This window comes from Nonomuraea sp. NPDC003707 (genome assembly GCF_053587055.1).
This window is the reverse complement of the sequence record NZ_JBSFNK010000007.1, coordinates 108,350-128,451: the sequence shown is the minus strand read 5'-3', so window position 1 is coordinate 128,451 and position 20,102 is coordinate 108,350. Positions and strand designations below refer to the sequence as shown.

16 protein-coding genes are annotated in these 20,102 nt (G+C 73.7%); 6 read left to right on the top strand and 10 right to left on the bottom strand.

Going from position 1 to position 20,102, the window contains the following annotated elements:
• Positions 1-155: 155 nt before the first annotated feature.
• Positions 156-824: a hypothetical protein gene (locus ACWDRB_RS20210; protein WP_449895808.1), complete on the top strand. Its 669-nt coding sequence runs from the start codon at positions 156-158 to the stop codon at positions 822-824.
• Between the two features lie 16 nt (positions 825-840).
• Positions 841-4,122, top strand: a complete 3,282-nt coding sequence (locus tag ACWDRB_RS20205) for a BTAD domain-containing putative transcriptional regulator (protein ID WP_449895806.1) — start codon at positions 841-843, stop codon at positions 4,120-4,122.
• Here the strand turns inward: ACWDRB_RS20205 and ACWDRB_RS20200 are convergent, their stop codons facing one another.
• The 4 genes from ACWDRB_RS20200 to ACWDRB_RS20185 are packed head-to-tail and all read right to left on the bottom strand — an operon-like array spanning position 4,123 to position 8,342.
• A complete protein-coding gene (locus ACWDRB_RS20200; protein ID WP_355198100.1) occupies positions 4,123-4,575 on the bottom strand; it encodes a GNAT family N-acetyltransferase in 453 nt (150 codons plus the stop codon).
• A 50-nt stretch (positions 4,576-4,625) separates the two neighbouring features.
• Positions 4,626-6,254, bottom strand: coding sequence for an acyl-CoA dehydrogenase family protein (locus ACWDRB_RS20195; protein ID WP_449896290.1), 1,629 nt, complete (start codon positions 6,252-6,254; stop codon positions 4,626-4,628).
• Between the two features lies 1 nt (position 6,255).
• A complete protein-coding gene (locus ACWDRB_RS20190; RefSeq protein WP_449895804.1) occupies positions 6,256-7,122 on the bottom strand; it encodes an FAS1-like dehydratase domain-containing protein in 867 nt (288 codons plus the stop codon).
• The gene (locus ACWDRB_RS20185) at positions 7,119-8,342 is read right to left on the bottom strand and encodes a CoA transferase (protein ID WP_449895803.1); all 1,224 of its coding nucleotides are present in this window, start codon (positions 8,340-8,342) and stop codon (positions 7,119-7,121) included. The genes ACWDRB_RS20190 and ACWDRB_RS20185 overlap by 4 nt, the downstream gene beginning before the upstream one ends.
• Positions 8,343-8,449: 107 nt before the next feature.
• Here ACWDRB_RS20185 and ACWDRB_RS20180 point away from each other — a divergent pair, with 107 nt between their 5' ends.
• Entirely contained in the window at positions 8,450-9,217 is a 768-nt protein-coding gene (locus tag ACWDRB_RS20180) for an alpha/beta hydrolase (RefSeq protein WP_449895801.1), read from the top strand.
• 3 nt (positions 9,218-9,220) lie between these two features.
• On the opposite strand, the gene ACWDRB_RS20175 is transcribed toward ACWDRB_RS20180, so the two are convergent.
• From ACWDRB_RS20175 to ACWDRB_RS20160, 4 genes are read right to left on the bottom strand one after another with little or no spacing between them, the layout of a single operon-like run.
• Positions 9,221-10,324: a substrate-binding domain-containing protein gene (locus ACWDRB_RS20175; protein WP_449895799.1), complete on the bottom strand. Its 1,104-nt coding sequence runs from the start codon at positions 10,322-10,324 to the stop codon at positions 9,221-9,223.
• Positions 10,321-11,334, bottom strand: a complete 1,014-nt coding sequence (locus ACWDRB_RS20170) for an ABC transporter permease (RefSeq protein ID WP_449895797.1) — start codon at positions 11,332-11,334, stop codon at positions 10,321-10,323. Before ACWDRB_RS20170 ends, ACWDRB_RS20175 begins: the two co-directional genes overlap by 4 nt.
• Positions 11,328-12,857 (bottom strand): sugar ABC transporter ATP-binding protein, encoded by a 1,530-nt coding sequence (locus ACWDRB_RS20165; protein ID WP_449895795.1) that lies wholly within the window; start codon positions 12,855-12,857, stop codon positions 11,328-11,330. The genes ACWDRB_RS20170 and ACWDRB_RS20165 overlap by 7 nt, the downstream gene beginning before the upstream one ends.
• Entirely contained in the window at positions 12,847-15,153 is a 2,307-nt protein-coding gene (locus ACWDRB_RS20160; RefSeq protein WP_449895793.1) for a LuxR C-terminal-related transcriptional regulator, read from the bottom strand. The genes ACWDRB_RS20165 and ACWDRB_RS20160 overlap by 11 nt, the downstream gene beginning before the upstream one ends.
• Before the next feature lie 308 nt (positions 15,154-15,461).
• Here ACWDRB_RS20160 and ACWDRB_RS20155 point away from each other — a divergent pair, with 308 nt between their 5' ends.
• From ACWDRB_RS20155 to ACWDRB_RS20145, 3 genes are all read left to right on the top strand, one after another.
• A complete protein-coding gene (locus ACWDRB_RS20155) occupies positions 15,462-16,178 on the top strand; it encodes a FadR/GntR family transcriptional regulator (RefSeq protein ID WP_449895791.1) in 717 nt (238 codons plus the stop codon).
• A gap of 478 nt (positions 16,179-16,656) precedes the next feature.
• Positions 16,657-16,935, top strand: coding sequence for a hypothetical protein (locus ACWDRB_RS20150; RefSeq protein ID WP_449895789.1), 279 nt, complete (start codon positions 16,657-16,659; stop codon positions 16,933-16,935).
• 10 nt (positions 16,936-16,945) lie between these two features.
• A complete protein-coding gene (locus tag ACWDRB_RS20145; protein WP_449895787.1) occupies positions 16,946-17,599 on the top strand; it encodes an HAD family hydrolase in 654 nt (217 codons plus the stop codon).
• Positions 17,600-17,617: 18 nt separating this feature from the next.
• On the opposite strand, the gene ACWDRB_RS20140 is transcribed toward ACWDRB_RS20145, so the two are convergent.
• Both ACWDRB_RS20140 and ACWDRB_RS20135 read right to left on the bottom strand, forming a co-directional pair.
• The gene (locus ACWDRB_RS20140) at positions 17,618-18,604 is read right to left on the bottom strand and encodes an aldo/keto reductase (protein ID WP_449895785.1); all 987 of its coding nucleotides are present in this window, start codon (positions 18,602-18,604) and stop codon (positions 17,618-17,620) included.
• Positions 18,605-18,685: 81 nt separating this feature from the next.
• Entirely contained in the window at positions 18,686-19,885 is a 1,200-nt protein-coding gene (locus ACWDRB_RS20135; RefSeq protein ID WP_449895783.1) for a cytochrome P450 family protein, read from the bottom strand.
• Between the last annotated feature and the right edge of the window lie 217 nt (positions 19,886-20,102).

Sequence of the window (20,102 nt, the reverse complement as noted above, 5' to 3'; positions counted from 1 at the left end):
AGCATTGTCGCCGGATATGTGTCCCGTTGTCCCGGGACAGCCTGTCCCGGGACACGGCGGGGCGCCTCGGGACCGAATCAGGGACGGGCGGCTCTGCCGGCCCGGGACAGCGGGCGGACATCGTTGGGGCATCGCAACAAACCGGAAGGAACCCCATGGACGCCCACATCCGCAACGAGCCCGCCCGGGCCCGTACGGACACCCAAGTGCTCAACTCCACCCCCTACACCGGCGCCGCCCCGGCCGTGAGCGAGAGTGCCGTCCGCCGCGCCGGGATCGGGCTGATGGTCGGCTCGCTGACCTGGGCGACGGCCATCTACATCCACGGCACGCAAGGCGTTGGCGTGGGCGAGCGGATCATCGACCTGACCGGACTGGTGTTCCAGCTCGGCATCTTCTGCCTGCTCTGGGTGCAGATGAAGACGCGGGCGATCGGCACCTCGCGAGGCGCCGCGGTGGCGCTCAAGCTCGAGGCCGCGGTGCTCGGCCTCGCCGGCGTCTGGTCGCTGCTGCACGGCGTCCTGCCGGACGGCGTCAAGGACGAGACCTGGCTGGCCTTCCTCGACATCTGCTGGCCGCTGTCGATGCTGGGCATGGCCGCGATCAGCGTCAAGCTCGCCGTCACCGCGCGGTGGCGCGGGGTGCTGCGCTGGTGGCCGCTCATCGCGGAGAGCTGGGCGGTCGTGACCGTCCCCTGCTACCTGCTGGTCGGTGAGCAGCTGGCCCGCTGGGTCGGCGGCACCCACCTGGTCATCGGGTACGCCGCGCTCGGCCTGCTGATGGCCCTGCGGCCCGCGGCCACCCTCTTCTCCAGATCCGCCTGAGCGAACCGGACGTGCTGTGGAATTTCGAGTTCTGGGACCTCTCGAGGTCCGTGCCGACGACGGGGAGCCCGTCGGCCTGGGCGGGGCCCGCCCGCGCGCGGTGCTGGCCCGGCTCCTCATCGCACGGGGGGTCGTGGTCTCCACCGACACCCTGATCCATGACATGTACGGGGACACGCCGCCGCCCAGCGCGCTGTCGTCGCTGCACTCGTACGTGTCGAACCTGCGCCGGGCGATCGAGCCGGACCGCGGCCCGTGGGCCAAGCCCAAGGTGCTGATCGGGCGGCCGCCCGGCTACCTGCTGGCCGCCGATGACGTGGACGCGTCGCGGTTCGAGGAGCTGGTGGGCCGGTCGGAGTTCCAGTCGCCGGGGGAGGCGCTGACCTGCCTGGACGCCGCGTTCGGGCTGTGGCGGGGCATGCCGTACGGGGAGTTCGGGGACGAGACCTGGGCCCTCACCGAGGTGAGCCGGCTGCGCGAGCTGCGCCTGGTCGCGCTCGAGCGGCGCGCCCGGGCGCTGCTCGACCTGGGCCGCCCGCAGGCCGTGATCACGGACCTGGAGGCGGAGACGGCCGAGAACCCGCTGCGCGAGCGGCTGTGGTGCCTGCTCGCCCTGTCCCTGTACCGCACCGGGCGGCAGGCGGAGGCGCTGGCCGTACTGCGCCGCGCGGCCCGGCAGCTGGCCGACCAGCTCGGCCTCGACCCCGGCCCCGAGCTGCGCTCCCTCGAACAGGACATCCTCCGCCAGGCCGACTCCCTGGAGCCGGCCGCCCCGGCCACCCTGGTCGTGCCGACCCAGCCCCGGCCGGCTCGCCGGGACGACCGGCTCGCCGAGCTGATGGCGTTGCCCGAGCGGGCCGTCCGCACCGGCCTGCGGCTGGCGGCGGTGAGCGGCGAGGCGGGGATCGGCAAGACGTTCCTGCTGGAGGAGTTCGGCGAGCACTGCTCGGCCGCACTCGGGCAGCTCGTGCTCTGGGGGCGCTGCCACGACGCCGAAGGGTCGCCGCCGTTGTGGCCGTGGGTCCAGGTGCTGCGGACGCTCGAACAGCACTGCCCGCCGCCCGGCGACCGGCAGACCCTGGCCGGCCTGCTCGACGCGGACCGCCCGGCCGACGCGCACGCCGTCGCGCGGTGGCTGGCCGCGGCCGCGCGCGTCCGGCCGCTGGTGATCGTCCTGGACGACCTGCAGCGGGCCGGCTCCGCGTCGCTGGACCTGCTCAGGGACCTGGTCATGCGACTGGACGGCGCCGCCGTCACGCTGGTCGCCGCGTTCCGCCCGGGTTTCGACGACCCGCTGAGCCGGCTGGCCCGCTACGACCTCGTCCGCCTGCGCGTCCGCGGCCTGGCGCCGGAGGCCGTACGGTCCATGGCGGCCGGCATGGGCGTTGAGCTCGACGCCGAGGCCGCGGCGCGGCTGGCCGACCGGACCGGCGGCAACCCCTTCTTCGTGCGGGAATGCCTCCGGCTGCGGGCCGGCGGCCACGCCGTGGACGCCGTCCCGGAGGCAGTCGCCGGGCTGGTGCGGTCGCAGCTCGATGCCGAGGTCGCGGACGTGCTGGCGGTCGCGGCGGTGCTCGGCAGGGAGTTCGACCCGGCGATCGTGGCGCAGGTCGCGGGCCCCGAGGCGGCCGACCTGCTCGACCGCGCAACCCACGCGGGCCTGCTCGCCCCCAGCGCCGACCTGACGGCCCGCACGGGACTGCCCCTCTCCGGCGACGCGCTCGACCTCGCCACCGATATGGGGCTGCCCTGCGCGCAGGGTGCGCCCGGTCGGGCCGTCGGCGCGGGGTTGCCCGTCGGGGGCGGGCGCGCGTTTCGCGTGGAGTCGGCCGTCGCCGGGGGTGGGCGGCTGGTGTTCGTGCACGATCTGGTGCGGGAGGCGCTGGCCGGGGGCCTGCCGCCACGGCGCAGGGCCGCCGTCCACCGGGACCTGGCCGCCGCCCTGGCCGCCCGCCCGTCCGCCGACGTGGCCGCCATCGCCTGGCACGCCGTCCAGGCGGGCTCGCACGGCGAGGCCGTGCGCTGGGCCGTGGCCGCCGCTGAGCAGGCCGGCCTGCGCCTGGCGTACGCGGAGGCGGCCAGGTGGTGGGGCCATGCGGTGGCCGCCCACGACGCCTCGGGCGGCGACCCCGCCCAGCACGTGGAGCTGCTCCTCCACCACGTCCAGGCCCTGGAGGCGGCCGGCGACCGGGACGCCGCCCGCCGCGCCGGAGCCGCCGTCCTGCGCGCCGCCGACCGCGCCGACGCGGGCGCCGGCCTGGTGGTACGCGCCCTCACCGCGCTCGGCAAGCCCTCCCTGTCGCTGCTACGCGACCCGTACCAAGCGAGCCGGCCCCTGACGGGCCGACACCCGGCAGGCCAGCACGACGCGGGCCAGCACCAGGCGGGCCGGCACCCGGTGGACGACCCCCGCCCGCTCACCCGCACCCGCACCCGCGACGACCGCCGTCTCACCATCCCCCGGCCCCGGGCCCTCACCGGGTTGGCGGACCTCACCGGCGAGTTACACGACCTGGCGGAAAACACCGACAACCCTCAGGTCGAGCTGCTCGCCGGCATGGTGGACGCCTGCGGCCGCCTGGAGGCGTTCGACGTGGCGGGCGCCGACCGGGCCGCCGCCCGCTGCGACGCACTCCTGGAACTCCACCCGCTGCCCTGGCCCCGCTTCCAGCACACCCTCTGGCACGCCAACCGGCTCACCCTCGACGGCCGCTTCGACGAGGCCGACCGCCTCTACGACGACGCCGACGACCAGGCCCGCCACCTCAACCTCTGGCATGCCCGCCAGACCGTCGCCACCGGCCGCGTCGCGCTCAGCTACCACCGCGGCGCCATCGCCGACGCCGCGCCGCTCATCGCCGCCGTCCGCGGCGTCCATCCCACCCTGCACCACGACGCCACCACCCTGCACCTGTGCGCCCAGGGCCACCTCGACCACGCGCGGCGCCTCAACGGCGGCCCCCGTCAAGCCCCTCCCCGGGACTGGTCCTGGCTGTCGGCCACCTGTCTGCGCGCCGCCGCCGTCGCCGCGCTCGGCCGCACCCACGAATGCCGTACGGCCTACACCGCCCTGCTCCCCTACAGCGGCCGCATCTCCGCCCTGTCAGCCGTGCTCTGCCTGGGCCCCGTCGACTGGTACCTCGCCCTGCTCGCCACCGCCACCGGCCATCACGACACCGCCACCGCCCACCTCACCGCCCTCGGACAGCAGGCCGACGCCGCCGGCCTGCCCTGGTGGCGCGACCGCGCCGCCGCCACCGGCGTCCGCCGGCCTCTCCAGGTCGCCACCAGAGCGTGATCACGTCCTGGACAGCGGTTGGCTGAGCAGGCGGCGCCCCTCGTCCTGGAATCCACGCTTGCCGTAGAAGTCGAAGAGATGGCTCACGTCGTTGCCGTTGGGGGCGATCACGATCTCCAGGAGAGAACATCCCAGCTCCGCGGCCCAGCTCCGGCTGTCCTCGATCAGCCCGTTGGCCTCGCCGCGCCTGCGCGCCTCCGGGGCGACGTAGAGGTCTTCGAGCTCGGCGATCAGGCCGGACTCGAGCCCGAACGAGGTCGTGGTGATCGCGAACGCGATGATCCGGCCGTGCTCCTCGCTCACCGCGACCCGGGCCGCGGGCGAGGTGACCAAGGTGGTGAGGTTGGCGCCGAGGTCGCCTTCCGGCGTGGTGAAGCCGTCCTCCTCGTAGAAGGCGACGGCGAGGGCGAGCAGGGCGGGCAGATCGGCTTCACGGGCCGTACGGATCGACATGAGGGCCATGATCTCGGCGGATCCGCGGCCTCCGCCAACCGATTTCGTCGTCAGGGCTTCATCAGCCTGCGGGCGATCACCCGCAGGGCGAGGACCTCGTCGGCGCCCTCGAAGATGGACAGCACGCGCGCGTCCACGAACAGCCGCGAGATGCCGTACTCCTCCGCGTACCCGTAGCCGCCGTGCAGCTGCTGGGCCTCCCTGGTGACCCATTCGGCCGCCCGGCAGGCGAGCTGCTTCACCTGCGCGGCCTCCAACTGGCCGTCACCGGCCGTCACGGCCCGGGCCGCGGCGAACGTGAAAGCCCGGCACGCGGCGATCGACCCGGCCATCCTGGCGATCTTGGTGCGGGTCAGCTGGTAGTCCGCGAGTGGCCGGCCGAAGACCGACCGCTGCCGCGCGTAGTCCACGGCCAGCTCCAGCGCCGACTGCATGACCCCGACGGCCCTGGCCGCGGTCTGCAGCCGCGCGTTCGCGAACGCCTGCATCTGCAGGTAGAACCCGCGCCCGAGACCGCGCTCCCCGCCGATCAGGTCGGCCGCGGGGACCCGCCAGCCGTCGAAGCGCACCTCGAACGAGTGCATGCCCCGATAGCCGAGCGTACGGATGGCACGCCCCTCGACGGACCCGCCGCCCTCCTGGGTGAGGCGCCATTCGTGGCCGGTGAAGGAGGGTTTGTCCACCACGAAGAGCGAAAGGCCCCGGTGCCCGGCCGGGTCGGTGCGGGCCAGGACGAGGAGGTAGTGGGCGCGGCCGGCGAAGGTGCACCAGGTCTTGACGCCGTTCAGCACCCATTCGTCGCCGTCGCGGGTCGCGCTCGTGGTGATCCGGGCGACGTCGGAGCCGAAGTCGGGCTCGGTGACCGCCACGGCGCACAGCCGCTCCCCCGAGGCGATCATCGGCAGCCAGCGCCGCTTCTGCTCCTCGGTGCCGCCGCGGGCGATCGCGGTGGCGATGATCTCGGGACGCGTGATGAGCGAGCCGGCGGCGCCCAGCGAGGCCCGGGACAGTTCCTCGGTCACGACCACCATGGCGGCCAGTTCGTCGCCCTCGGCGCCGCCGCCGTACTCGGCCGGGATCGACAGCCCGAAGCAGCCCATGCCGGCGAGCCCGTCGATGATGTCGGCGGGGATGTCCTCGTCGTCGCGGTGGATCCGGTCGGCGACGGGGGCGATGCGGTCGGCGGCGAACTCGCGGAAGGCGGCGCGGACCAGCTGCAGCTCGGCGGACAGGTGCCGGGGCCCCGCCTCGCGGGTGGCCAGCACGCGTTCGGCCACGCGCTCCAGGAACGCCGGGTCGCGTCCCGCGGCGACGTGGGCGGCGACGCCGTCCAGGGCCGTCCCGTCCACGCCCCACAGGGACTCCCTGCCGGTCAGGCGACCGGCCAGATCGGCGGCGACGTCGGCGGCATAAAGCAGCGCCAGGTCCGCGCCGTGGCCCGGGCCGGGATCTGCGCCGTGGCCGGCTCCAGGGTCTACGCCGGGGCCACCGAGGTGGCCCGCGTCGGGGTCCGCGACGTGGTCGAGGAGTGCCCCGGCCGCCGCGACCGCCGCCGACATCGACGCCACGTCGTAGGCCACGGCCTGGTCCCGGTCCGCGGAGGCGACGTGGGCGGCGGCCCTGCCGACGACGCCCCGCAGCGCCTCCACGACGGCACGCGCGCGGCCGGGCTCGGTCATCTCACGCACGGCCGGCGCCTTCCCCGAACTCGATCGCCAAGGTGCTGTGGGGCTCCTCGTCCTGGCCGAACACGCCCAGCGTGGCCGCGTCGATCCGCCGCAGCAGCGCCGGCCGGCCGCAGAACAAGGGCTTGCGGTTCCGGTGCCGCATGCGCGCCACGGGCGCGTCGCGCCCCTCCAGGCGCAGGACCTCCGCCAGGGCGAGCGTCATCAGGGGCCCGTGCACCACCAGGCCGGGGTAGCCCTCGACGCGGGTGGCGTACGGCCAGTCGTAGTGGATCCGGTGAGGGTTGGACGTCGCCGCGCTGAACCGCATCAGCAGAGTCGGGTCAGTGGCGAACCGCCAGGAACCCTCCCCCTCCCGGGCGAAAGGCGCGCCGGCGGGCGCCAGGGCCGCCGCGGGCCCGGCCGGAGCGGCCTCTTCCGGGACGGCACCGGCCTCCCGGTAGATGAGGTCCTGCCGCTCCTCGACGGCGAGCCGGTCGTGCTCGTCGTACAGCCGGATGGCGACGACCACGACGACCAGCCGGCCCGAGCGCCCCGGCTTCTCGGTGACCGACTCCACGCGCGCCTCGCGGCGTACCGTGCTCCCCACCGCGAGCGGGGCGTGGAAGGCGACCTCGCCGCCCGCGAACATCCGCCGCGGCAGCTCCACCGGGGGCAGGAACGACCCGCGCGCCGGATGGCCGTCCGCGCCGAGCACGGACGAGACGGGCCAGCGGGCCAAGGCGAGCCAGTGCCACAGCGGCGGCAGCGCGTCTCCCGTGCCGACCGCGGGCGTGCCGTCGTCGAACAGCGCCGACAGCGCGGCGACCGGGCCGGGTTCCACCGTCTCCCGGGTGGTGAGGGTGTGCGGTTCCCAGCTCACGTGGACCTTCCCCGCGTCGTCCGGATGACGCCGTTGCTCCGCAGCGCCGCCAGCTCCGCCGCGGACAGGCCGAGCTCGGCCCGCAGCACCTCCTCGGTGTGCCCGCCGACCTCGGGCGACGCCTCAGGAGGGGCCTGCTCGCCGTCCATCACCAGCGGCGAGCCCGGCGCCCAGTGCTCGCCGACCCCGGGCTGGGCGACCTTGCTCATCAGCGGGTTCCCGGGCAGCGTCGCGGCCAGCTCCGTGAAGCTCCGGTACGTCGACCACAGCACGCGGGTGGCCCGCAGCGCCTCGCACGCCTCGGCGAGCGTACGGGTCTCGAACCAGCTCGCGATCAGATCGCCGAGCACCCTGCGGTGCCGGTAGCGCTCGGTCTCCGCGCCGAAGTCCACCCCGAGGGCGGCGGCCAGCGCGGAGACCACGCCGGTGAGGCCGGTGGCGGCGAGGAGGTCGCGCCAGTGCCGGTCGGTGAGCGCCACGACCATCAGCCGCCCGCCGTCGGCGGTGGCGAAGTCCCGGCCGAAGGTGCCGTAGACGTGGTTGCCGATCCGCTCGCGCGAGGTGCCGTTCAGCTGCGCCTCGGCGAGGTAGCCGAGGCTCCCGGCGACCGCCAGGGCGACGTCCTCCAGCGCCACCCGCACCTGCTGCCCCTCCCCCGTGAGTACGCGGTGCCGCTCCGCGGCCAGCAGCCCGACCGTCAGGTAGAGGCCGGCGGCCAGGTCCCAGGCGGGCACCACGCCGTTCACCGGCTGCCCGGCGTCCTCCGGGCCGGTCAGCAGCGGGAACCCGGTCTCCGCCTGGACCGTGTAGTCCACCGCGGTCCCGCCGTCGCGGCGGCCGGTGAGCAGCACGTGGATCACGTCGGGGCGGCGGGCCCGCAGCGCCTCGAAGGTCAGCTCCGGGTGCCGGTCGGCGTTGCTGATCACGATCCCGCCGCGCCGTCCCCCGCCGACGACCAGGTCGGCGACGAGCCGGCGCCCGTCCCCGGCGGACAGGTCCACCTCGACGGCGCGTTTGCCCTTGTTGAGGCCCGACCAGTACAGGCTCGTCCCGCTCTCGGCCAGCGGCCAGCGCGTACGGTCGGGAGCCCCGCCGATCGGCTCGACCCTGATCACGTCGGCGCCCAGCTGCGCCAGCGTCATCCCGCACAGCGGCGTGGCCACGTAGCTGGAGAGCTCGACGATCCGCAGCCCCTTCAGCGGTCGCGCGGCATCCGTCATCGGCCCTCGCCCTCGGTGTGGGAGCTCGCACACCCGACCAACCTAACCGAACCGCTCACATCGGGCCCTCGCTAACATCCGTCTCGGACAACCCAGAAAGGCACGGCATGAGCGAGCACCCCCTGTGGCCCACGACCGGCGAGGCGACCATCACCGCCTTCCCCGTACGGCACGACGGCCCCAGCCCGGCCGTCGTGGTCCTCCCGGGCGGCGCCTACCACCACCTCGCCGACCACGAGGGCGCGCCGGTCGCGCGCTGGCTCAACTCGCTGGGCATCGCGGCGTTCGTCGTGCGCTACCGGATCGCGCCGCACCGCCACCCGCTGCCCCTGCTCGACGCCGCCAGGGCGGTGCGCTGGGTGCGGCACCACGCCGCCTCGACCGGCGTGGACCCGGCCCGCGTGGGGGTGCTCGGCTTCTCGGCGGGCGGCCACCTGGCCGGGCTGCTCGCCACCGAGGCGGGCTCCATGCTGCCGGAAGGCCCGCACGACGCCGTCGACCGGGCCGATCCCCGCCCCGGGCTCGCCGTACTCTGCTATCCCGTCGCCGCGCTCACCGGGCCGGCCGCCCACCAGGGCTCGGCCGCCAACCTGCTCGGCCCGGACGCGCCCGAGCCCGTACGCTCCGAGCTGTCGCTCGGCGACCGCGTCGGCCCGGCCACGCCGCCCATGTTCCTGTGGCACACGGCCGACGACGAGGCGGTCCCCGTCGAGAACACCTTCCAGGTGGCCCGGTCGCTCGCCCGCCACCGGATCCCCCTGGAGGTGCACGTCTATCCCACCGGCCGGCACGGGCTGGGGCTGGCCGAGGCCGATCCCGTCGTGGGCGACTGGACCGGCCGCTGCGCCGCCTTCCTGCGGTCCCGGGGCTGGTAGGGCCTACCCGAGCCAGATCCGCAGGTAGGCGTCGCGGTAGCCGCGCGGGTCCCAGGACGTGGCGTCGTCGACGTTCGCCGTCGTGGTCAGGTGCACCGGCGTCACGTACCCGCTCGGCGGGTGTCCGGCGAACGCGCGGTTGAGCTCGTCGACGATCTGGCTGCCCTGCGCGTTCAGCGGCTCCGGGACGGTCGCGTGCTGGAACTGCCGGGCGCGGATCCGCTGGAACGCCGAAGGATCCCCGTCCCCGGCGCCGATGGAGTAGGGAGGTCCCTCCCCGGGCTTGCCGCCGGCGCGCAGCGCGGGAGCGGCGTCGGCGAAGTAGACGTCGTTGATGGCGACCGAGTACGTCCACAGGTCCCTGAAGCGGGACAGCAGGGACGAGACCTCCTGCGGCGTGCGGGTACCCGCGTCGGGGAGCGGGATGTTCTCGTACGACAGGAGCCGGACGCCGGAGCAGGTCGCCAGGGTCTGCTTGATGAGCCGGGACTTGTTCTCGGCGAACGGGATCGAGGAGTCGGTGAAGATCACCACGCCCGCCCGGCCGTTCGACCGGGCGATGATCCAGTACGCGCTGATCCGCGCGACGTCCTCCACCCGGCTGGTGACGTTGGTGAAGAGGCGGGGGTTCGCGCTGGGGCCCGGCGACTTGGTCGCGTGCCATCCCACGAGCTGGATCCCGGCGGCGTTGGCCTGCTTGACCTGCTGCGCCACGGCCCCCGGGTCGAACCCGCCGATGACGATGCCCGACGGCCGGAGCGCGACCGCCTCGCCCAGGGCCACCCGGATCCCGGCGGGGGTGCCCTGGCCGTCGATCACGCGGAAGCTCCACCGTACGGACCGGGCGGCCGCCCGTACGGCGTCGGCGGTGCCGGCCACACCGGGGTTGGTCATGGTCGAGGCCACGAAGACGATGCTCTTGCCGGGGACGGCGCGCGGGCCGCTCGTGGGACCGCCCCACGGCACGTCCGTCGCCTCGGCGTCGGCGACCGCCCGCCTGGCGGTGTGCACCACGTCGTGGCACCCCCCTCCGGGGGCGGGCGGCGGGGTGCCGAGCGAGCAGCCGCCGGCGACCAGGACGAGCGCCACGAGGCGGGCGAGGTTCATGGAAGGCTCCGCACCCGGCCGGTGTGCGCCCGGCGCCGCGCGGAGTAGCCGGCCAGCCCGACGGCGACGAGCAGGGTGGCGCCGTTGAACAGCGGGGTGACCCAGAAGTCCGCCCCGAGCTGGCTGATGCCCGACAACCCGATGGCCAGGACCGCGATGGCGACGACCGTGCCCCAGGGGTTGGCCCGTCCGGGCCTGATCGTGGTGGAGCCGAGCAGCGCGGCCACGAACGCCGGCAGCAGGTAGTCCAGCCCGACGCTCGGGTTGCCGATCTGCTGCTGGGCCGCGAGGAGCACGCCGGCGAACCCGGTCACCAGGCCGGATCCCGCGAAGGCGAGGACGACGTACCGGCGGACCGGGATCCCGACCAGCTCCGCCGCCCGCGGGTTCGAGCCGATGACGTAGAGGTAGCGGCCCACGGGGAGCCGTTCCAGCACGAGCCACAGCGCGGCGGCCAGGGCGAGCACGTAGAACGCGGGCGCCGGCAGGCCGAGGAGCGTCGAGTCGTACAGGCCGGTGAGGCCCTCGGGCAGGCCCTGCGGGCCGGGGAAGATCCGGGCGCCCTGGGTCACCCAGCCCGTGACGGCGTACAGGATGCTGCCGGTGCCGAGGGTCGCGATGAACGAGTCGATGCGCGCGAACTCCACCAGCAGGCCGTTGACCGCGCCGACCGCCGGCGCGCCGGCGAGCACGGCCAGGCAGGCCGCGGGCCACGGCCAGCCGGCGTTCACGATCAGCAGCAGCGTCATGACGTGCCACAGGCCCAGGCCGTAGCCGAGGGACAGGTCGAAGTTCCCGGTGATGATGGGGATCATCGAGCCCAGCGCCAGGACCGCGATGATCGAGTAGGCGGAGACGATCGCGGTCAGGTTGGCCATGGTGGGGAACGTGTCCGGCAGGGCGAACGCGAACGCGGCGAACAGGATGACGGCCAGCGCGAGCAGCCCGTACCCGCCGATCAGCCTGCCGGCGGAGGGCCGTCTCCGGGGCGTGCGGGCGTCCGTCAGCAACGGCCCGTCCCTGGGGCGGCCGTGGCCGCCCGGGTGAGGGCGGCGACGGTGAGGGCGTCGCCGCTCAGCTCGGCGGTCACCGCCCCGCGCGCGAACACGAGCGCCCGGTCGCACAGGTTCGCGGCCTCCTCGAAGTCGGCGGAGACCAGGAGCGCGGCGGCCCCGGCCGCCAGGGCCTCGTCGAGCAGCCGGAGGATCTCGGGTTTGGCGCCGACGTCGACGCCGGCCGTGGGCTCCTCCAGGATCAGGAGCCGGCGGCGGGCCCCGAGCCAGCGGCCGATCAGCACCTTCTGCTGGTTCCCGCCGGACAGGGCGGCGAACGGCGTCTCCGGGTCGGCCGGGCGGACGCGCAGGCGCTCGACGATCGCCGCCGTCTCGGCGCGCTCGCGGCGCGGGCTCAGCGGGCTCAGCGGCGATCGGCCGCGCGCGCCGGGGTTGGCCAGCAGGTTCTCCCGCACGCTCAGGTCGGCGGCGGCCCCTTCCTCCTGCCGGTCGCCGGACACGAAACCGACCCCGGCGCCGACGGCCGCCGCGACCGAGGCCGGCCGGTACGGGCCGCCGCCGAGCAGCACGCGGCCCGCCGCCATGGGATACGCGCCGGCCAGCGCGCGGCCGAGGTCCGCGTGCCCGGCTCCCGTGAGCCCGACCAGGCCGAGCGCCTCGCCGGACCGCAGGTCGAAGCCCACCGGGCCGGCCCGCCCTGCGCGCACGCCGTCCAGGCTCAGCAGGACCTCTCCCGGTCTGCGGACCCGGCGCCGCCGGGCCCTTTCCTCGCGCCCCACGATCTCGCGCACCAGATCGGCCGGGTCGCGGCCGGCGAGCGGGCCCTGGCTGACGAGGTGTCCGTCGCGCAGGACGGCGACCCGGTCGGCGATCCGGTAGACCTCGTCCAGCCGGTGGCTGACGTACAGGATCCCGTGACCCCGGTCGCGGAGCGTGCGCAGGACGTCGAAGAGGCGTTCACACTCGGCGGCGGGCAGGGACGCGGTCGGCTCGTCCAGCACGATGATCCGCGCGTGCGTGGCCAGCGCGCGGGCGATGGCGACCAGCGAGCGCTCCGCCCGCGTCAGGTGGGCGATCGGCTCGTCCGGGTCGAGGCGGGCGGCGACGATCCGGAGGGCGTCCACGCAGCGGCGGCGTACCGCGCGCCAGGAGATGAGGCCGCCGCGCCGGGCGTATCCCCTGCCGAGGGCGATGTTCTCCGCGACGGTCATCCATTCCACGAGGCCGAGGTCCTGATGGATGAACGCCATGCCCGCTGAGGCGGCCTGGCTGCCCAGGGGGTGGCCGGCCACGACGACCTCTCCCCCGTCGGCGTGGTGGACGCCGGCCAGGATCTTGATCAGCGTCGACTTGCCCGCGCCGTTGGCGCCGAGGAGGGCGAGGACGTCGCCGCGGCGGAGGTCGAGATCCACTCCGCACAGCGCGTGGATGCCGCCGAAGCTCTTGCGCAGCCCCCGGATCCGGACGAGCGGATCCGGGCCCGCCGCCGATCCCGGCCGGGGACGCGGGTCACTCGCCATCGGGGCGGCGCGATTCCCACGCCTTGACGATCTGCGACCTGGACGAGAAGTTCAGCTTGCGCAGGACGTTCTCGACGTGGCACTCCGCGGTGCGCTGGGCGATGACCAGCGTCTCGGCGATCTGCTTGTTGCTCAGGCCCTTCGCGACCAGGTCGGCGATCTCCCGCTCCCTGCGGGTCAGGAGGGACGTGGCGTCGGACTCGGGCTGGGCGCTCTCCGCGCGCCGTGCGGGCTTCTCGTCCAGCGCGTACGCGGCGGCCTGCTCGAGGGTGAGCTCCGCGCCGCGGTCGAAGGCCGCCTTGAACGCCCGCTCCGTGAGATTCCGCCGGAGGCCGGACTCGCACCGGTCGTGGGCGCCGACCAGGTGCCCGAGGCCTGGCAGCGACGTCCCGATCGACTGCCAGACCATGTGGGCGGCGCCCAGCATCTGGGCGGCCTGCTCGTACTGCTCGTCGTCGGCCAGGATCCAGGCCAGCCCCTCCAGGCACTGGGCCAGGCCGAGGTGGTCGTTGCAGCGCACCTTGAGCCGCACGGCGTCCCGCATCATGGTCACGGCCTCCCGGAGCGCGCCCTGGCGCCGCCGGTCGAGGGCCGCTACCCACAGCGCGTACGAGATCGACCATTCGGCGTTCGCGCGCTCGGCCGTCTCCAGCACCTCCTCGCAGAGCGCCGTGGACCGCGGGTCGTCCATGAGGACGGCGGTCATGGCCAGCTGGAAGAGGGCCACCCAGGCGTGCCCCCGGTGGCCGAGGGCGCGGCGGCGGGTCAGCGCCTCGTCGAGGAGCTTCATGGCCCGGGAGAAGTCGCCGGCCAGCAACGCGGCGAACCCGGTGATGTGCAGCGCGCCGGCGAGCTGGGCCTCGTCCCCGAGCCGCTCCGCCAGCGCCTGGCACTCCTCCAGCAGCGGCTTGGCGGCCTGCGGGTCGCCCCGCAGCAGGACGAGCCACGCGTCGACCCACAGGGCCTTGGCCCGCCCGGCGCTGGCGCCGGACTCCTGCGCCAGCGCCCTTTCCAGCCAGTGGTGGCCCTCGCTCGGGGAGCTCCACGAGAGCCGGTGGCTCCACATCGCGGCGGCGATCTCAAGCGCGGCCCACGCCTCGCCCGGCGCGCCCAGGCAGAACTCCAGCGCGGAGCGCACGTTCCCCTGCTCCTGGATGAGGCGCCCGAGCCAGTCCATCTGGTGCTCGCCGAACCACTCGTCCTCCGCCCGCGCCGCCAGCCGGCGGCACCAGTCGCGGTGGCGCAGCCGCAGGGCCTGGTCCTGGCCGGAGGCGACGAGCCGCTTCCATCCGTACTGGCGCAGCGTGTCGAGCATCTCGAAGCGCACGTCGGAGGCCTGCCCGCGGCGCTGCACGATCGACTTGTCCACCAGCTGGGTCAGCAGGTCCATGAGGCTTTCCGGGGCGATCCCGCCCTCCGAGCACACGTGCTCGATCGCGTCCAGGCCGCAGCCGCCGGAGAAGACCGACAGCCGCTCCCACAGCGTCCGCTCCTCCTCGGAGCAGAGGTCATAGCTCCAGTCCACCAGCGCCCGGAGCGTCTTCTGGCGCGGCGGCGCGGTGGTGGGCCCGGTCGTCAGCAGCCGGAACCGGTCGTCGAGGCGCTCCAGGATCTGCTCCACGGACAGGACCAGCACCCTCACCGCCGCGAGCTCGATGGCCAGGGGGATGCCGTCCAGCCGCCGGCACAGCCGCGCCACCGCCGCGCTGTTGGCGTCGGTGACCCTGAACTCGTGCACGGCCGAGGCGGCCCGGTCCTCGAACAGGCGCACCGCCTCGTTCTCCAGGGCGCCGTCCATCGACATCTCGGACGTCCCCGGCACGTTCAGCGGCGGGACCTCGAGGACCAGCTCCCCCGGGACGTGCAGCGCCTGCCGGCTGGTGGCCAGGACGCGCAGCTCGGGGGCCATCGCCAGCAGGTCGCCGGCCAGCGCGGCGACCTGGGGCAACAGGTGCTCGCAGTTGTCCAGCACCAGCAGCAGCCGTTTGTCGTGCAGGTACTCGGCGAGGGAGGCCGGATCCTGCCGGGGGCATCCGACGGCGTCGGCGACCGTCTCGGTGAGCAGCGCACCCGCCACCAGCGGGGCCAGGTCGACCAGCCAGACCCCGTCACCGAACTCGCGTGACATCTCGGCGGCGATCCGCCGCGCCAGCCGCGTCTTGCCCACCCCGCCGACTCCGGTGAGCGTCAGAAACCGGCCGGAGGTGAGCAAGCGCTTGCCTTCGGCGATCTCGTTCCTGCGACCGACGAAGCTCGTGAGCTCCAGTGGCAGATTCCCCGCACGTGACCGCGCCATCGCCCCCATAGCTTCCACAAACCTCGTCACCCGTGCGCGCCCTCGTAGGCCTCGGCTTATTGCTACCCGTGGCGGGCAACGTCATGGCAGTGCGGACGCAAACCCTGTGCCAGCCGCGATCGGGCCGGTCATAGCCATCCCAAGCGCCCTTGGGCATGATGCCGACCACGGCCACGGTGGTTGACCTTGGTGAGACGCCGTGCTGAGCTCCGTATGACAGTGGTCGCTGGTCAGCGTGTCAGGTTGCCTAGCCACTTGATATGATGCCAACGAGCGCACAAATGGTCACAAAAGAGGAGCATCGAGTAGTGACAAGTGGCAGCGCGGGGTTCTCGGTGACTCCGGTGGTCAAGAGGAGCGCGGCCGTCCAAGTCGCCGACCAGCTCGTCGCGGCGATCCGCGACGAGCAGCTCAAACCCGGTGACAAGCTGCCTTCCGAGCGCGAGCTGGCGCAGAACTTCGCGGTGAGCAGGCCCACCATCCGGGAGGCGCTCGCCGCCCTGGAGCTCGCCGGGCTGGCCAAGTCCCACAAGGGCAGGGGCACGGTGATCACCGGCACCGCGGCCACCGTGGCGACCTGGGGCGTGGAGGTGCTGCCGCCGCAGGTGTTCGAGGCCAGGCTCGCGATCGAGCCCGCCCTGGCCGCGCTGGCCGCGGAGAAGCGCCACCCGGAGGACCTGGAGCTGCTCGAGGCCACGCTGGCCAAGCTGGAGACCGAGTACGCCGAGACCGGCGCCTACGCGAGCGACCTGCCCGTGCACCGGGCCATCGCCCGCGCCGCCCGCAACCCCCTGCTCGAACAGGCCCTCGAAGAGGCGCTGCGGCATGTCGCGGGGCCGTTGTGGCAGGAGCTGCGACGCCGCGCGCTGGCCGAGGCCAGTGCCCGCGACGGCCACGTCGAGGAGTCGCGCACGGTCATCAGGCACATCCGGGAGGGCAATGCCGCCGAGGCGGCGGAGGTGTGGCGCCGACACCTCCTGACCTACCGCAACGAGATCCTGGGGGCCGCCGCCACCGACGGCTGACCCGCGTCCGCACGACGAAGACCCGCCTGTAGCGACAGGCGGGTCTTCGTCGTGCCCGCGTGCGGCGGCGTGAAGTCAGGTTGCCTGACAGGTTTCCGGCACGTCCGACAGGACATGTACGACGTAATTTACATTTCCCTCTCTTGACACACCCGATTTGGCAAGAAAGTCTGGCTGGCAACTTACCAGGCAACCTTTCAAGTGAGGGGTGATGCTGTGGATCGGCCGGAGTTCTCCACGCGGGTGGAGCATGATCTTCTGGGGCCGCTCACGCTGTCCGCCGACGTCCTCTATGGCATCCACACGGCCCGGGCCGGCGAGAACTTCCGCCTCGGCGGCGAGACCCTGCGCGAGTACCCTGCGCTGCTGGCCGCGCTGGCCCAGGTCAAGAGCGCCGCGGCGTGGACCAACGACAAGCTCGGAGTGCTCGGCTCCGACATCGCCGCGGATCGGCCGCTGCCACGGCAGCCAGGTGGGCGTGGCGAGCTCGGCCGACGGCGGCCGGAGCCGGCTCTACCGGGGGACGCTCGCGCTGCCGGTCGAGCGCGGGATCAACACGTTCTGGGGCCCGGACGTGGTCTGGCACGACGGCTCCCACCACATGTTCGTGACCTTCATCCGGGGCGTGCCGGACGACCCGGCGTGGGACACGCACGGCCGGCCCAGCCCGTGGCACCGCCAGGTGCACCACCTGACGAGCACCGACCTGTGGGACTGGGAGCACGTCTCCAGGCTGGAGCGGGGTGCCCTGACATAATCGGACAACCATGGGCATCCTGCATATCTTCGACATGGACGGCACCCTCCTGGCCGGTTCCACCGCCAGCCTCGAGATCGCCCGCCACACCGGCACCACGCCGCGGCTCCTCGAGATGGAGGCCCGCTTCGCCGCCGGCGAGCTCGACACCCGGGGCTTCTCCGCCGCCCTCCCCGGCCTCTGGGCCGACCTCACCCCCCAGGTCGTGGCCACCGCCTACGCCGCCGCCCCCTGGCTCGGCGGCATCGCCGAGGTCTGCGCCGACATCCGGGCCCGCGGCGAACACTCCCTGGTCATCACCATGGCCCCGGACTTCTTCGCCCGCCACCTGCTGGAGCTCGGCTTCGACGAGGTCGCCGCCTCCAGTTTCCCGCCCCTGCCCTTCACCGCGCCCCTGGACCCCGGCGGCGTCCTGACGCCCGCCGACAAGGTCCGCATCGCCGACAGCACCCGCGCCCGGCTCGGGCTCGGCCGCGAGCAGTGCCTGGCCTACGGCGACTCGATGTCGGACGCGCCGCTGTTCCGCCACCTGCCGCACACCGTCGCCGTCAACGCCGACCACCACCTCGCCGACCTCGCCGCTCTGGACTACCGCGGCGACGACCTCACCCAGGCCTACCGCCTGGCTCGCACCCTGCTCCCCACCGTCACCCCGACGCCCTGAGCCATGGGGGCCTGGCGGTCAGCGGCCGTCCAGCAGGTGGACGGCATCGCCGTAGATGGCCGGGCTCCGATCCACCTCCTCGACGAAGTCACGCGGGAAGCCGAGCTCGAACTCCACCGCCGACTCCAGCCGCCGCACCGCCTCCTCAGGCAGCACGAGCCCCGAGGCCCCCAGGTTGTCCTTGAGCTGCTCCACGCTGCTCGCCCCGACGATCGGATGCACCCCACGCCCGAGCACCCAGGCCAGCGCCACCTGCGAGGCCGTGACACCCAGCTCGCCGGCCACCTCGACGACCGCGCGCGCCGCGGTCCGGTCCCGCTCGCTCAGGGAGTCGGGCGACACGCGGGAGGCCTGCGCGCCGGGCTCGTTGTACCTGCCCGACAGCACGCCGCGCTCGAGGGTCCCCCACGCCGTCACGCTCATCCCGTACGCCTGCGCCATCGGCAGCAGCTCCCGCTCGGCGTCCCGCCGCAGCAGGCTGTACGGCACCTGCAACCCCGCGAACGGCGTCCACCCGCGCCACTCCGCCAGCGTGTTGGCCCGGCTGGCCAGCCAGGCCGGGGCGTCCGAGATGCCGGCGTAAAGGATCTTCCCGGCGCGGACGGCGTCGTCCAGCGCGCGCATCGTCTCCTCGATCGGGGTGTGCCGGTCCCAGACGTGCACCCAGAAGAGGTCGACGTAGTCGGTACGCAGCCGGCGCAGGCTCTGCTCCAGCGACAGCACGAGGTTCTTGCGGTGGTTGCCGGCGGCGTTGGGGTCGGTGCGGTCGCGGCTGCCGGTGTACTTGGTGGCCAGGACGAAACGGTCACGGCGTCCTTGGAGCAGCTCGCCGACGACGTTCTCGCTCTCGCCGTACATGGAGGCCGTGTCGACGACGTTGCCGCCGGACTCGGCGTACAGGTCGAGGATGCGCCGCGCCTCCGGCGACACCTCGCGGTAGGTCATCGCGCCGAGGAACAGCTCGGAGACCCTGAGCCCGGTCCGGCCCAGCAGACGGTAACGCATGCACAGCACCTTTCAGCCACTCGGCCCTCCATGATTCACGACCCGGACACAAGCGTCGAATTCGGCGTGCTTCACCGCGCCTCATGAGCTCCGTACGGGGAGGCCGGCCAGGCCGTGCATGAGCAGCCCCGGACGCCAGGCCAGCCGCTCCTCGGGGACGGCGAGCCGCAGGCCGGGGAAACGCTCCAGCAGGTGGCGGAAGGCCACCGCGCCTTCGGTCCTGGCCAGCGGGGCGCCGAGGCAGTAGTGGATGCCGTGGCCGAACGCGACGTGCTGGCCCGGAGCGCGGGTGACGTCGAGGCGATCGGCGTCGGCGAACTGCGCCGCGTCCCGGTTGGCCGACAGGAAGGACACCAGCACGAGCTGTCCCGCCGGGATCTCCGTGCCGCCGATGGTGACCGGCTCCTTGGTGAACCTGAGGGTGGACGTGCTGACCGGCCCGTCGTAACGGAGGAACTCCTCGACCGCCGCCGGCAGCAGCCCGGGGTCCGCGCGGAGCTTGGCGAGCTGGTCGGGGTGGCGCAGGAGCGCGAGCGCCCCGTTGCAGATCAGGTGCACGGTCGTCTCGTGGCCGGCGACCGTGAGCAGGAAGGCGGTGTCGACGAGCTCCCGCCCGCTCAGCGCGCCCTCCTCGTCCTGGGCCTGCACCATCGCGCTGAACAGGTCATCGGCCGGCGCGGCCCGCCTGGCCTCGCAGAGCTCGCCGAGGTAGGTGATGAACTCGGTGGCGGCCCGCACGACCACCTGCGGATCCAGTACGGCGCCCTCGATGGTGGTGTTGGACCACTTGATGAGCTGCGGCCAGTCGTTCTCGGGGATGCCGAGCAGCTCCCCGATCACCATGGCGGGCAGGGGCACGGCGTAGTCGTGGAGCAGGTCGAACTCCGGGCCCACCTTGTCCAGGAGGCTCGCGCTGATCTGCTCGACACGGGGCCGCAACGCCTGGACGCGGCCCGCCGTGAACACCTTGCCCACCAGCCGCCGCAGGCGGGCGTGGTCGGGCGGGTCGACGAAGAGCATGTTGTGGGGCACCACGGCCTCGTAGCCGCTGCTGTCGCCGCCCTCCAGCTCGTTCGACTTGATCATGTCCGGGTTGTTCGTGAAGTCCTTGCTGAGGCGCGGGTCGGTGCAGGCCGCCTTGACGTCCTCGTACCGGCTCACCACCCAGACCCGTACGCCCTGCGGGGTCGCGGTGCGATAGACGGGGCGCCCTTCGCGGAGCCGCGCGAATACGGGATGCGGGTCACGGAAATAGTCCTCATCGAACAATGTCTCGATCATCGTCACCCTTTCGCGCGCGGAATGGCAGGCGTCCACCTTATGTTCGGGATCGCCCCTAGGCTATTTCCGTTTACCAGCTCCTGTTTTCGGCCGCCCGAAATCAGGAGCTCGGTCTCGCTGCAACGTTTATGGCATGATCTGCAAGGGAATCGAGCGGGCTATCCGGAAAAAAGCGTGACGATGACAGTCGAAAGCCGTCGCAGGCGGGCCCGCTTAT

Excerpts from the sequence above, each read along its gene's own strand:
- ACWDRB_RS20210 (WP_449895808.1), top strand. The coding sequence starts at position 156 with ATGGACGCCCACATCCGCAACGAGCCCGCCCGGGCCCGTACGGACACC.
- ACWDRB_RS20200 (WP_355198100.1), bottom strand. The coding sequence starts at position 4,575 with ATGTCGATCCGTACGGCCCGTGAAGCCGATCTGCCCGCCCTGCTCGCC.
- ACWDRB_RS20195 (WP_449896290.1), bottom strand. The coding sequence starts at position 6,254 with ATGACCGAGCCCGGCCGCGCGCGTGCCGTCGTGGAGGCGCTGCGGGGC.
- ACWDRB_RS20185 (WP_449895803.1), bottom strand. The coding sequence starts at position 8,342 with ATGACGGATGCCGCGCGACCGCTGAAGGGGCTGCGGATCGTCGAGCTC.
- ACWDRB_RS20180 (WP_449895801.1), top strand. The coding sequence starts at position 8,450 with ATGAGCGAGCACCCCCTGTGGCCCACGACCGGCGAGGCGACCATCACC.
- ACWDRB_RS20175 (WP_449895799.1), bottom strand. The coding sequence starts at position 10,324 with ATGAACCTCGCCCGCCTCGTGGCGCTCGTCCTGGTCGCCGGCGGCTGC.
- ACWDRB_RS20165 (WP_449895795.1), bottom strand. The coding sequence starts at position 12,857 with ATGGCGAGTGACCCGCGTCCCCGGCCGGGATCGGCGGCGGGCCCGGAT.
- ACWDRB_RS20160 (WP_449895793.1), bottom strand. The coding sequence starts at position 15,153 with ATGGCGCGGTCACGTGCGGGGAATCTGCCACTGGAGCTCACGAGCTTC.
- ACWDRB_RS20145 (WP_449895787.1), top strand. The coding sequence starts at position 16,946 with ATGGGCATCCTGCATATCTTCGACATGGACGGCACCCTCCTGGCCGGT.
- ACWDRB_RS20140 (WP_449895785.1), bottom strand. The coding sequence starts at position 18,604 with ATGCGTTACCGTCTGCTGGGCCGGACCGGGCTCAGGGTCTCCGAGCTG.
- ACWDRB_RS20135 (WP_449895783.1), bottom strand. The coding sequence starts at position 19,885 with ATGATCGAGACATTGTTCGATGAGGACTATTTCCGTGACCCGCATCCC.